Source organism: Streptomyces sp. NPDC048411, assembly GCF_040704695.1.
In the GTDB taxonomy this organism is placed as follows: domain Bacteria; phylum Actinomycetota; class Actinomycetes; order Streptomycetales; family Streptomycetaceae; genus Streptomyces.
On the sequence record NZ_JBEZKL010000177.1, the window covers coordinates 1 to 12,634 of the forward strand.

Below are 12,634 nucleotides of genomic sequence, written 5' to 3' on the forward strand. Positions count from 1 at the left end.
GGCATCGCGCAGGACCTCGATGAGGCGGCGGTCGGGCGGTACGGTGAGCGTGCCGCCGGTGCGCGCGAGCTGGACTTCGAAGGTCCGGTTCTCCGCGGCGTCGAACGTCGTTTCGAGGTCGTCGCCTGCGGTGAAGCGCTCCAGGTGCAGCCGGTCGGTGAGATTCAGGAGGGTGCACTCGCGCTCAACTGCTGCCAGCATTGGTGTCGGCCCGCATACGTACACGGCGGTGTCCGCGTCCAGCCCGCCCAGCAGGCGGGGGAGGTCCGGCAGCCCGGCCTCGTCCTGCGGGAGCAGGGTGAGCGCGTCGCCGGCGACGGCGGCGAGTTCGTCGGCGAACGCCATGGTCGAGCGGGTGCGTCCGCCGTACACGACGGTGAAGGGTGTGCCACGTGCCGCGGCCTCGCGGACCATGGCGAGGATCGGTGTGATCCCGATGCCGCCGGCGAGGAACAGGTAGGACGGCGCCTCGGCGAGCGGGAAGTGGTTGCGCGGCCCGCGTACCGCGAACGTGACTCCGGGGCGGGCGAGTTCGTGGAGTTCGGCCGAACCGCCCCGCCCCCGGGGCTCGCGCAGGACCCCGATGCGCCAGGTCGTGGCGTCGGCGGGGTCACCGCACAGCGAGTACTGACGCAGTCGGCCCGAGGGCAGACGCAGCTCGACGTGCGCCCCGGGCCGCCACGCGGGGAGTTCACCTCCGTCCGGCAGGCCCAGGTCGACCGCGACGACGCCCTCGGTCGCGGCACGCACCGCGGTCACCCGCAGCGGGGTGGGCGTGCTCAGCGCGCGGGCCATGCCTGCCGCCGCTGCCGCCCGGGGACCGGGCGCGAAGACCGCCGGGACCGCGTCCCAGCCGGACTGGTTGCCGCGCGTGGGATAGGGAACGAGCCCCTCCTCGATCACCCGGTAGTCGGGCAGCCGGGTCAGGACCTGCGTCATCATCGCGCGGAACATGGCCCGGGCGAGGTGGGCGCCGGCGCACCGGTGCGATCCGATGCCGAAGCTGAGGTGGCGGCTGGCGTCTCGGTCGAGGCGTGTCTGCGTGGGGTCGGGGAACACAGCGGGGTCATGGTTCGCGGCGACCCATGGGATCAGCACCCGGTCGCCCGCGTGCATCGGGCAGCCACCGACCTCGACCTCCCTGGTGACCGTGCGCGCCATCGACTGCGACGGGGCGAACGCGCGGAGGAATTCCTCGGTCGCGCTGTCCAGCAGATCGGGGGAGTCGATCAGCCGCCGGCGCTGCTCGGGGTGGCGGGCGAGGTGGACGAGCGTCGATCCGGTCAGGGAGGTGGTGGTGTCGACGCCGCCCGCGATGAGCAGGCCGATCACCGACACCAGTTCGTCCTCGCCGAACGCGCTGCCGTCGGCGCGTCGGCCGGCAGCCAGCGCGCTGACCGCGTCGGCCCGTGGTGCGGAGCGGCGCTCGGCGATCAACTCGCGGATGCGCTGGTCCATATAGGCCAGCCCCGCGGCCCCGCGCACGGCGCGCTCGCTGTCGGCCGGTGCGGCGAAGATGTCGTGGATCGGCCCGGCCAGCTTTGCCCAGTCCTCCTCGGGGAAACCCAGCCAGTCCAGGGTGACCGCGGCGGGCAGCGGGTTGGTGAGGTCGCGGACGAAGTCGCAGGAGCCCAGCTCGATGAAGTCGTCCACGACGCGGGTGGCATGGCGCTCGATCATGGGAACCAGTCGGCCGACCGCCTCCGGGGTCAGCAGCGGGTTGATCAGTTCCCGGTACTCGGTCGCACGCGGAGGGTCCAGCTCGATCGGATACTGTTCGAGCCCAGGTCCTTTGGGGATGACGATGCCGACCCCCTGCCCGCCGTGGTCGCCGCGAGCTGAGGAGAACGTCGCGTCGTCGCGGGCGATACGGGCCACGTCGGCGTACCGCGTCGTGTAGTGGAAGCCACCATGGGCAGCCGAGCGGCCTACCGGGCAGCTTTCACGGAAGCCCGCGTAGTAGGCGACCGGATCGGCGTTGGCTTTGTCGGAGTGGTGGTCGAAGTCGATGTCGGAAGCGATGTCGAAGTCGGCGGACATGGTGGGCACGCTCCACGTGCTCGAAACTGTGCGCGGTGTTGTCCGGCCGCGCCACCGGATGTCAGCAGCCTCATCGGTGTCGGTCACCCTAAGGCGTGCCGCTGAGCCTGACAACGTCTCGGGAACGCCGAGAAGGTCGGCTCAGAAGGTCAGCACGGCTTTGCCGACCGAGCCGGACCGGACTGCCGCGACGGCCTCGTTGATCTGCTCGAACGGGAAGTAGCTGATCATCTTCTCGACCGGGAACCGGCCTCTGGCGTTGAGTTCGAGCAACTGCGGCAGGAACAGTCTCGGCAGGCTGGACCCGGCGACGATGCCGGTGACCGTGCGTCCGTTGAGGATGCTGCGCCAGTCGAAGCTCATCGTCTCGCTGGGGCCGACGCCGATGACACCGGCGTGACCGAGCGGCCCGAGAGCCTCCACGGCGGTGCGCAGGACGTCCTCGCGCCCAGTCGTGTCGATCACGAAGTCGAACCCCTCGGGCACCAGGTCGGCCAGTTGCCCGGCGGTCCCCTCGGCCGAGGAGTCGACGCAGTGCGTGGCTCCGAAGCCGCGGGCCGCTTCGAGCTTGGCCGTGTTCACGTCGACGGCCGCGATGACCTCGCAGCCGCTCAGCGAGGCGGCGATGACGGCGGCCACGCCGACGGCCCCGACCCCGAAGACCGCGATCGACGAGCCGGGGCGTGGCCGCAGCACATTGAGCACACCGCCCGCTCCGGTCTGGAAGCCGCAGCCGAAAGGTCCGGCCCGTAGCAGGTCCCACGACGGGTCGATCCGGACGACCGCCCGCTCCGGTGCGACGACATGGCTGGCGAACGAGGACTGACCGAGGAAGTGTGCGTTGACCTCCAGCCCCCCGTGGGTCACCGCGGTGGAGCCGTCGGGCCGGCGGCCGGAGAAGTTCACCGCGTCGAAGCTGCGGCAGTAGGCGGGCGAGCCCGTCAGGCACAGGGCGCAGGTACCGCACGATGTGAAGGACATGGCGACGTGGTCGCCCGGACGTACGGAGGTGACCTGCGCGCCGACCTTCTCGACGATGCCCGCCCCTTCGTGCCCGAGCAGCGCGGGCGTGGGGAAGAAGCCGGCGAACTCAAGGTCCGTACCGCAGACACCGACGGCGGCGACGCGGACGAGCACCTCGTCCGGTCGGGGATCTTCCAGGTCCACTTCGGTCAGGACGAACGGCTGTCCGGGCTGCTCCAGCAGAGCGGCGGTGGCACGCACGGGGCCTCCTCAGTGCCTCACAAAGCGAGACTGCATATTGACATGCGTGACAGGGCCGGTCAATGTTCCCTTCATGGCGGCTATCGGCTTTCCTTCCTCCCAGCACTTCATCGACGGCACGTGGGTGGCGGCCCGCGACGGCGGCACGCTGGACGTCCTCGATCCGGCCACCCGACAGGTGATCACCGAGGTCGCCCGGGCGGGCCGCGCCGATGTGGACGACGCGGTCACCGCGGCGCGCCGCTCCTTCCCCGCCTGGGCGGCGACCAACCCGAGCGAGCGCGGGGCGCTGATCCGGCGCTGGGCCGACCTCATCATCACCGAGATCGAAGCGCTTGCGGCCGTCGAGGCACAGGACGTCGGCAAGCCCCTGTCCGGGGGGCGGACGAACATCTACATCGCCCACGGCATCATCGACTACTTCGCCGGCGCGGCCGACAAGCTCACCGGGGTCACGCTGCCGACCCGCAGTCCCGACTACCTGGGCTACACGGTTCCCGAGCCGTACGGCGTGTGCGCCATCGTCATCCCGTGGAACGTCCCCGCCGTGCTCACCGCCGCGAACGTGGCGCCGGCGCTCGCCGCGGGCAACACCGTCGTCCTCAAGCCGTCCGAGATCGCACCGCTGGCTCCGTTCGCACTCGCCGAACTCGCCCGCCGCGCCGGCTTCCCGCCGGGTGTGATCAACGTCGTGGCGGGCCTCGGCCCCGAGGCGGGCGTCGCCCTCACCTCGCACCCGGGGGTCGACCACATCAGCTTCGTCGGCTCCACCGCCACCGGGCGGGCGATCATGGCGGCCGCAGCACAGAACCTCGTCCCGGTGAAGCTGGAACTCGGCGGTAAGTCGCCGAACGTGCTCTTTGCCGACGCCGACCTCGACACGGCGATCCCCGCGATCGTCACCTCTATCACCGAGAACGCGGGGCAGAACTGCTACGCCGGTTCCCGGCTGCTCGTGGAGGCGTCGGTGCACGATGAGGTGGTGGAGCGGGTCGCCGCCGCCATGGCCGCGGTCACGACCGGGCCGTGGGAGGCCGACCCGGACATGGGGCCTTTGGTGAGTGCCGCGCAGTTCGCCCGCGTCAGCGGCTTTCTGGCGCAAGCGCCTCGCGAGGGGGCTCGGCTGGTCACCGGTGGCGGAACCGCCGACGAGGGGTGGTTCGTCCGGCCGGCCGTGTTCGACCGCGTGGAAACGCGCATGCGCGTCGCCCGCGAGGAGGTCTTCGGCCCGGTTCTCGCCGTCCAGTCGTTCCGCGACACCGCCGAGGCGACAGAGTTGATGAACGCCACCGACTTCGGTCTCCTGGCATGCGTCTGGACCAACGACATCTCGCGGGCGCTGCGGCTGGCGAAGGACGTCCGCTCCGGGCAGGTGGCGGTCAACCAGTTCCACGACGCCGGAGTGATCGGCTTTCCGTTCAACATGCAGAAGGACAGCGGCTTCAGCAGGGGCGGCGGGTACGCGGCGCTGCGCGAGTACACCCAGGAGAAGGGCGTGGCCATCCGGCTGCTGGCCCGCTGAGACCGGTCACGACGGGTGCGACGGGGGTCACCGCCGGAGCACCGGATAAGCGGTCCGGAACCCGGACCGGTGACTGACCCGCCGCGCGGGCGGCGGACCGTGGCACCGCCCGCGCGTGCCTGAGGACGACAGCGGTGTGTGCCGACCCTTGGTCCGGGTGATCCGTGCGCGTGGGCGCCGGGCGGCACCGTACCGCACGGACAGCGGCTCACGACCTCGCGCTGAAACGGCACTCGCTCATTCCTTGTCGGCCGGAGGCGGAACCGGCATCTCACTCGTCGCCGAGCCGCCTCGCGGCCCGGCGACGGCTGTCTTTTCACCGGCCTCCACTCGTCGCCACCTGGGCTGTCGGCCTTGTGAAGAGGTGAAACGCCGACGAGGCGAAGAAGTGGTGCAGGAGCGTTGACACCATCGGGCAGCGGCGGCAGAGTATCTCACAATACGTTCCACCGACTCGCAATGCGAGACGGGTGAAGGTGAGGAGGCTGCGCGGTGCAAGCCATGGTGCAGACCGAATTCGGCGGGTACGGGGGGGCGTTCCCGCAGGACGTCCCGGAACGGAAACGCAGACCGAGCGACCTCGTCGACGTCGCGTACCGTGGGCCGAACCGCCCGGCCCTGCCACAGGTCAAGGGCGCGGGCCCGACCCCTGGCCGCTGTCCCGCGCACGTGCCGGGAACGGACTTCGGCGCATCGGAGGCGTCGACCGGTGCTGCGGACGGCTCGGTCGTCCGAGACCCCGGGTCCCGGTCGCTCACCGCCCGCGCCGACCGCCCGCATTCACCCATCGGCAAGGGCGTGATCAACCCATGAGCGACCTGCTGATCGTGGGCGGCGACGTCGTCACGATGGACTCCGCGCGGCGCGTCCTCACCGGTGCCACGGTCGCCGTGTCGGAGAACAGCATCGCCGCGCTCGGCACGGCCGAGGAACTGCGCGCCCGCTTCCCTGGAGCGCGGGAGATCGACGCGTCGGGCTGTGTCGTCATCCCGGGCCTGATCGACGCACACCAGCACACGACCGTCGACCCCCTCGTACGCAGCACGATCCCGGACAGCATCGGCTCGCAGGAGTCGATCTTCGACTGGATCGTCCCGCTGCACGCCCACGCCGACGGTGACGACGACGAACTGGCCGCGACCATCACCGCCGTCGAGTGTCTGTCCCGGGGCATCACCACGGTGCTGGAGCCGGGCACGGTGGCCTACCCCGAACGCGTCGCCGCCGGTCTGGGCGCGGCGGGTGTCCGCGCACGGGTCGGCGGCTGGGGCTGGGACGCCAAGGACGTGCCGCTCGGCGCGCCCGCGCACGAGGTGCTCGCCCGGCAGGAGGACATCGTCCGGTCCCTGCCGGTCACCGGACCGGTCACCGGGTGGGTGACACTCGTCGGCCACGACTTGGCCAGCGACGAACTGTTCACCGGGGCCGCGAGCCTGGCCGAACGGCTCGACACGGGGCTGACCTGGCACATCTCGCCGGGACCCGCGGACGTCGAGGCATACGCGCTGCGATGCGGGCGTCGGCCGGTGGTCCACTTCCGTGAGCTGGGCGTACTCGGCCCGCGTCTGCTGCTGGGGCACGCTGTGTGGCTCGACGACGCGGAGGTCGACGCGATCCTGGAGACCGGCACCTCGGTCGCCTCCTGCCCGGGGGCCTATCTGCGGCTCGCCCAGGGGTACACCCGCGCCTCGCGCCACGCCGAACTGGTGCGGAGGGGCGGCCGGGTGGCGCTGGGCTGCGACGCGCACAACGCGGGCGATGCCCCGGACATTCTCCTGGCCGCCTACCTGTTCGCCGCGCTGGAACGCGACCGTGACCCGCCCGACCCGATCCGCGCCGAGCAGGCGTTCGCGCTCGCGACGGTCGACGGCGCCGAGGCGATCGGTCTGGGCGGCCGGATCGGCTCCCTGGAAGTGGGCAAGGCGGCCGACATCGTCGTACTCGATACCAGAGACCCCGCCTGGACACCCCGGGGCGATCTGGCCCGCCAGCTCGTATGGGGCCATGTGTCGCGCACCGTTCGTGATGTGCTGGTCGACGGCCGCGTGGTCGTCCGTGACCGGCGGCCGACAGGCGTTGATCCGGACGTCCTCGCAGCCGCTGCCGCCGACCGCTCCGCCGCCCTCCTGCGGCGCGCGGGTCGCGCACCCCGCCCGACCTGGCCCACGGAGTCGGCCGCGGACCGGTGAAAGGTGCCCACCGTTGAACGTCGTAGACATTCCGCTCCCTGGCAGCACACAAGCCGCGCACCGAGCGCGCCCGCGCCACCACCGATCACGCCTCCGTGGTGCGTCGCCGCGAGCGAGGAACCCCCTTCCCGCACAAGCGTGTCTCCCGTGCCGAGCCACACCGAGGCATCGAACCCGCCGACGCACTGTCACCCCCCGCCGCCACGACCGCCCCGACGGGGCGGTGCCACCCAGTGAATGGACCCACGCACATGACTTCACACAGCATGTTCCGGCGCCGTGTGGCCGCGGCCGGCCTCGCCCTCGCGGGTGCCCTCGCGCTGTCCGCCTGCGCCGACAACGCGGCGACGGCGCCCAAGGCCACCCCTGGGGCGAGCGGCGGCAGCGACAGCGGCAGCGGCTCCGGGCTCAAGGGGCCCGATGTCAACGGCGACGGCAAAGTCGTCATCGGTGTCCTCAGCCCTGGCGACATCAACGACCGCGGCTACTACCAGAGCTTCGTCGACTCGGCGGACGCCTTCGCCAAGGAGAAGGGCTGGACGGTCGTCAAGCGCGGCAGCGTGCCCCCGAGCGACGCGCTCACCGCGGCACGCGCGCTGTGCCAGCAGCAGGTCGACCTGGTTGCGCTCGGCGCGAGTGAGCTGAAGACCGCCATCCCCGCCTCGGAGGAGCCGGTCTGCGCCAAGTCCGCCTGGTATGTGCCGATGCAGGGAAACATCGACCAGACCCCGCGCATCGTGCTGTCCACCGACGACCCCAACCAGTCCATGCTCGTCGCCGGCTACGCCGCAGGCCTGAAGATGAAGGCGGCCGGACACACCAAGGCGGGGTTCATCACCGGCCTGAAGGCCGACTTCAGCGTCGCCGCCTCCACGGCCTTCCTGGCCGGGATCCGGGAGGTCGTGCCGAAGGCCACCCTGACCACCACCTACACCGGCGACTTCAACGACTCGGCGAAGGCCAAGGAGGCCACCCAGGCGCAGCTCAGCCAGGGCGTCAAGGTCATCTACCCCTACCTCGGTGGCGCCACCGACGCCTCCGCGAACCTCGCGAACGCGGGCGGCGCGCTGACTCTCACCCCGGGCACCGACCGGTGCGACTCGAACAGCCCCAAGTTCGACATCTCGGTGATGTTCAGCCCGGGCGACTACTTCCGCGCCGCGCTGGAGGAGTTCGCCAAGGACAACCTGAAGATGGGCACGACACGCGCGTGGCAACTGGGCGTCGACCCCTACCCGACCGTCAAGATCTGCGACGGACAGGGCGACGAGGACCAGCAACTCGCGGAGTTCATCAAGAAGATCGGCAGCAAGGGGATCGACCCGGCGGCCGAGGTCGAGCGCCTCGGCTGACGTGCCGACACCCACGAGGAAGATCAGCGATGACACCGACGACCTCAGCGGTTCCGATCCTCGAACTGCGCGGCATCACCAAATCCTACGGATCCGTCACGGCCTGCGACGCCGTGGACCTCAGAGTCGACGCCGGCGAGATCCACGGACTCCTGGGTGAGAACGGGGCAGGCAAGTCCAGCCTCATGAAGGTCCTGCTCGGGCTGGTCCGGCGCGACACCGGCACCGTCCTGGTGCGCGGCGAGGAGGTCGCGCTGGACAGCCCGCAGGAAGCGGCCGAACTGGGCATCGGCATGGTGCACCAGCACTTCAGCCTCATCAACGGCCTGACCGTGTGGGAGAACGTGGCGCTGGGCGACACCGGCAAGGTGAACAAGCAGGCCGTCTGCGACGGCATCGCCGAGGTCTCCGCGCGATACGGGCTGCCCGTCGACCCCGAGGCGCGCGTCGACGCGCTCTCGGCCGGCGAGCGGCAGCGGGTCGAGGTGGTCAAGTGCCTGCGGCGCGACCCGCAGATCCTGATTCTGGACGAGCCGACCTCGGTGCTGACCCAGGCCGAATCGCAGGAACTGTTCGCCGTGCTCGACCGCGTGGTGGCGAACGAGGGCCGCGCCGTGATCCTCATCAGCCACAAACTTGCCGAGATCGCCCAGGCCACGGACCGGGTGACGGTCCTGCGCAAGGGCCGTGTCGCCTTCCGGGCGGTCACGTCCGACACCACTCCACAACTGCTCGCCCGGCAGATGGTGGGCCGTGAGGTGTCGCTGGGCGAGGAGGGCGCGGCCCTCGGCCTGCTGCCGGTGCAGCAGACGCGCGCCGGCCACGACGGGGCGCACGACCGGCAGCAGGCCGTGCTGCGCCTCGCCGGACTCACCGTCGTACAGGGCGGGGTCGAGGTTCTCGGCTCCGTCGATCTGACCGTGGGTGCGGGCGAGATCGTGGGCCTCTACGGCGTGGAGGGCAACGGCCAGTCGATCCTCGGCGACGTCCTCGCCGGGCTGGTCGCGCCGACCGAAGGCACCATCGAGGTCGCCGGGAACCGCGTCGATGTCACCCGGCCCGGCGTGTTGTCCAAGGCCGGTCTCGGCATCGTGCCGGAGGACCGGCACCACAGCGGCGTCGTCCTTGACATGAGCGTCGCCGAGAACCTGACGATGAAGTCGTTGGACGAGGTCAGCGGCCGGTTCCTGCTGCGGCGGCGCGCGACGCTCGCCCATGCCCGCCGTCTCGCGGACGAGTTCAACATCGTCACGCCGTCGCTGGACGCGCCGGTGCGCAGCCTCTCCGGCGGCAACCAGCAGCGGGTCGTCCTCGCCCGGGAACTGTCCGGCGACACCAGGGTCCTGGTGGCCGCGCAGCCCACCCACGGGCTTGACGTCGGTGCCATCGAGGACATGTACGCCCGGCTGCGCAGAGCGGCCGACGAAGGCGTCGGAGTGCTGCTCATCTCCACCGAACTCGAGGAAGTCATGGCCCTTGCATCCTGGATCGCGGTGATCTCCTCGGGGCGGATCAGCGGAGCGCTCCCCGTCTCCGAGGCGACCCCCGAACGCCTCGGCATGCTGGTGGGCGGTGAGGCAGCATGAGAGCCGCCCCGACGATGGCGCCGGACGATCTCGGCCGGCGCGTCCTCGCCCATCTCCGAGGCGGCCGCGACGGCTGGCTGACCGCGAGTCTCACCATCGTGCTCATCGCCGTCGCCCTGGGCGTGTCCGCGCTCCTGCTCACCCTGACCGGTGCCTCGCCGAGTGCCTCGCTGTCCGCCATCTGGACCGGAAGTCTGGCCAACACGACCGGCTGGACGACGACGCTGCTCAACGCCGCGCCGCTGCTGCTGGTGGCGGTCGGCGCGGCCATCTGTGCCTCCGCCGGCACCTTCAACATCGGACAGGAAGGACAGGTGCTCATCGGCGGTCTGTTCGGCGCATGGGTCGGGCTGCGGCTGGCCCTGCCCGGCCCGATGCTGGTGGTCGTGGTGATGGCCGCCGCGGCGGTCGGCGGTGGCCTCTGGGCCGCGCTCAGCGCGCTGATGTACCGCTTCCGCGGTGTCAACGTCGTGGTGAGCACCTTGCTGATGACATTCCTCGCCATCCAGCTTGTCACCTTCGCGGTCAGCACCCCGTGGCTCCAGGAGAGCGCCCAGGGCTCCTCGGGCATCGCCGACGCGCAGTCCAACCCCCTGCCGGCCGACGCCCTGCTCGGCGGTCTTGGGCAGTACCCCTCGGTGCAGTTGAACGCGGGACTGTTCCTCGCGCTCGTCGCCGCGGTCGGTGTCGCGCTGGTGCTGAGCCGCAGCCGGTGGGGCTTCCGGGTACGCATGGTGGGACTGAATCCACTGACGGCCAAGCACACCGGAGTCCGGGTGGCCGCGCTCGGCGGCTTCACCCTGGCACTGTCGGGCGCCTTCGCGGGGCTGGCGGGAGGGCTGCTGCTGGCCAGCCCTGTCAGCCCCAACCGGCTGCAGGCCGGGCTCTCGGACAACGTCGGTTGGGACGGCCTGCTCGTCGCGCTCGTCGCACGCAACCGGCCCCTGATCGCGATACCGGTGTCGTTCGGGTTCGCTGTACTGCGGGCGGGCGGGGACTTCCTCTCGGCCACCGGGGTGCCGTACTACCTTGTCGACATCGTCAAGGCGTTGCTCGTCCTCGCGTTCGTCGCACCGCCCCTCCTCGTCGGCCTCCTCCGCAGACGGCGCGGTGCCACACCGCCGACCCCGTTTCCCCTGCTCGCTGTCCCGACCAAGATGAAGGCGGCCGTGTGAGCGTTCTGGACAACACCACAACCATTCTGGCGAGCGGTGTCCGGCTGACCGTGCCGCTGGCGTTCGCCGCCTGCGGCGAGTACCTGGCCCAGCGCGCCGGAGCGATGAACATCTCCGTCGAGGCGATGATGCTCGGCGCCGCGTTCACCTCCATCGCCACCGCGAGTGCGACCGGCAGCGCCACCGCCGGTCTCGCGGTCGGCGTGGTGACCGGGCTCGTCATCGGCTTCGTGCACGGCAACCTCTCCCACCGTGCCCAGATCAACACCTTCGTCGTCGGCCTCGTGCTGAACGCGCTGGTGCTCGGGCTCACCAGCTACCTGATCACCACCCAGCAGTTCGCCTCGCACCAGGTGGGGGTGCTGTCGATCCCGCTGCTGAAGGACATCCCGCTCATCGGCCAGGCGCTGTTCTCCGGACGCTGGCCCGCCTACCTGCTGATCCTGCTGGTGCCGCTCACCTGGTGGCTGGTGGACCGCAGCCGCTGGGGCCTGGAGCTGCGGGCGGTGGGGGAGAACCCGCAGGCCGCCGATGTCACGGGTATCAAAGTCGGTGTGCGGCGCCGGCAGGCCCTGCTGTGGTGCGGCGCACTCGCCGGTCTCGGGGGCGCCTACCTCGCGGTCGGCGAGGTCGGATCGTTCAACCAGAACATGACCGCCGGACGCGGGTACATCGTCATCGCCGCGGTGATCTTCGGGGCGTGGCGGCTCGGCCGTACCCTGCTCGGCTGCCTGGTGTTCGGCCTCTCCGACGCGATGCGCCTGGCGCTCCCCGCGCTCGGTGTCACCCTCAATGCCCAGCTCCTCGTCGCGGCCCCGTATCTGCTTGCGCTTCTCGCCATGCTGCTGTTCGCCACCCAGCACCGAGAACCCGCCGCACTCGGCCGGCCCTTCCAGCGCGGCTCGACCTGACGGCGCGTGGATGCCGTGCGGGCGAAACGGGGAGGCCGACTGTGAACGACACCCGCGCCACGGTCGAGGCGTACCTGGCCGCGCTGAACGCGCACGACGCCGACGCCGTGGCGGCCTGTGTGGCCGAGAACTTCGTCAACGAACACACCTCGTCGATGGGCCGGAGCCGCAAGGGCCGCGCAGAGTACCGCGCGGCCCTGACCGGGTTCCTGGAGAACTTCGCAGACCTGCGCTATGTGCCCGAGAGACTCCTCGTCGACGGCGAGTCGGCTGCGGTGCCGTACGTCATGACGTTCCGCATGCGCTCGGTCGGCGACCGCCCCGTGCGCGTCCGCGGGGTCTTCGTGTTCACCGTCGCGGGCGGTCTCATCACGCGCCGCACTGACTACTGGGACAGCGGCGAGGTGCGGCGCCAACTGGCGTGACACCCCTCGGGAAGACACCGGCGAGGGCAGGCGCACACACCGCGACCCCGGCCCGCAACTGCTGCGGCCGGGGTCCGGGATGTTCGTGGTCGCGTGGCGGTCACGCTCCCACGTGGGGGTGGTCGTGGCCGACGCGGCCTGTTTTGCGGGCTCCGCCGGGGGAGCCGAGGGGTGGGGTGCCGAGGGTGAAGAACTCGGCGTTGACCTGCT

At 71.0% G+C, this 12,634-nt stretch carries 10 protein-coding genes; 8 read left to right on the forward strand and 2 right to left on the reverse strand.

The features are described from left to right. Together AB0915_RS35300 and AB0915_RS35305 are read right to left on the reverse strand one after the other, a co-directional pair. Positions 1-2,040, reverse strand: a 2,040-nt coding sequence (locus tag AB0915_RS35300; RefSeq protein ID WP_366694962.1) for a cytochrome P450, incomplete at its 3' end; no start/stop codon positions are given. Positions 2,041-2,181: 141 nt separating this feature from the next. Continuing rightward, complete coding sequence (locus AB0915_RS35305) at positions 2,182-3,264, reverse strand: NAD(P)-dependent alcohol dehydrogenase (RefSeq protein ID WP_366694963.1); 1,083 nt, start codon at positions 3,262-3,264, stop codon at positions 2,182-2,184. Positions 3,265-3,337: 73 nt separating this feature from the next. On the opposite strand from AB0915_RS35305, the gene AB0915_RS35310 reads away from it, so the two are divergent. The 8 genes from AB0915_RS35310 to AB0915_RS35345 all read left to right on the forward strand — a co-directional run bounded on the left by AB0915_RS35310 (position 3,338) and on the right by AB0915_RS35345 (position 12,424). Next, positions 3,338-4,786, forward strand: a complete 1,449-nt coding sequence (locus AB0915_RS35310; RefSeq protein ID WP_366694964.1) for an aldehyde dehydrogenase family protein — start codon at positions 3,338-3,340, stop codon at positions 4,784-4,786. 501 nt (positions 4,787-5,287) lie between these two features. Beyond that, on the forward strand, positions 5,288-5,599 hold the full coding sequence (locus AB0915_RS35315; protein ID WP_366694965.1) for a hypothetical protein: 312 nt from the start codon (positions 5,288-5,290) through the stop codon (positions 5,597-5,599). Next, the gene (locus AB0915_RS35320) at positions 5,596-6,975 is read left to right on the forward strand and encodes an amidohydrolase family protein (RefSeq protein ID WP_366694966.1); all 1,380 of its coding nucleotides are present in this window, start codon (positions 5,596-5,598) and stop codon (positions 6,973-6,975) included. The genes AB0915_RS35315 and AB0915_RS35320 overlap by 4 nt, the downstream gene beginning before the upstream one ends. 251 nt (positions 6,976-7,226) lie before the next feature. After that, positions 7,227-8,327 carry a BMP family ABC transporter substrate-binding protein gene (locus AB0915_RS35325; protein ID WP_366694967.1) on the forward strand — a complete coding sequence of 367 codons (1,101 nt, stop codon included), beginning with the start codon at positions 7,227-7,229 and terminating at the stop codon, positions 8,325-8,327. 29 nt (positions 8,328-8,356) lie between these two features. After that, on the forward strand, positions 8,357-9,913 hold the full coding sequence (locus AB0915_RS35330; protein ID WP_366694968.1) for an ABC transporter ATP-binding protein: 1,557 nt from the start codon (positions 8,357-8,359) through the stop codon (positions 9,911-9,913). After that, on the forward strand, positions 9,910-11,088 hold the full coding sequence (locus tag AB0915_RS35335; protein ID WP_366694969.1) for an ABC transporter permease: 1,179 nt from the start codon (positions 9,910-9,912) through the stop codon (positions 11,086-11,088). The genes AB0915_RS35330 and AB0915_RS35335 overlap by 4 nt, the downstream gene beginning before the upstream one ends. Beyond that, entirely contained in the window at positions 11,085-11,999 is a 915-nt protein-coding gene (locus tag AB0915_RS35340) for an ABC transporter permease (protein ID WP_366694970.1), read from the forward strand. The genes AB0915_RS35335 and AB0915_RS35340 overlap by 4 nt, the downstream gene beginning before the upstream one ends. Before the next feature lie 41 nt (positions 12,000-12,040). Beyond that, positions 12,041-12,424, forward strand: a complete 384-nt coding sequence (locus AB0915_RS35345; protein ID WP_366694971.1) for a nuclear transport factor 2 family protein — start codon at positions 12,041-12,043, stop codon at positions 12,422-12,424. The last annotated feature ends 210 nt before the right edge of the window (positions 12,425-12,634 follow it).

What these genes read in the sequence shown, in the direction of transcription:
- AB0915_RS35325 (WP_366694967.1), top strand. Translation starts at nt 7,227, where the DNA reads ATGACTTCACACAGCATGTTCCGGCGCCGTGTGGCCGCGGCCGGCCTC.
- AB0915_RS35320 (WP_366694966.1), top strand. Translation starts at nt 5,596, where the DNA reads ATGAGCGACCTGCTGATCGTGGGCGGCGACGTCGTCACGATGGACTCC.
- AB0915_RS35315 (WP_366694965.1), top strand. Translation starts at nt 5,288, where the DNA reads ATGGTGCAGACCGAATTCGGCGGGTACGGGGGGGCGTTCCCGCAGGAC.
- AB0915_RS35335 (WP_366694969.1), top strand. Translation starts at nt 9,910, where the DNA reads ATGAGAGCCGCCCCGACGATGGCGCCGGACGATCTCGGCCGGCGCGTC.
- AB0915_RS35310 (WP_366694964.1), top strand. Translation starts at nt 3,338, where the DNA reads ATGGCGGCTATCGGCTTTCCTTCCTCCCAGCACTTCATCGACGGCACG.
- AB0915_RS35330 (WP_366694968.1), top strand. Translation starts at nt 8,357, where the DNA reads ATGACACCGACGACCTCAGCGGTTCCGATCCTCGAACTGCGCGGCATC.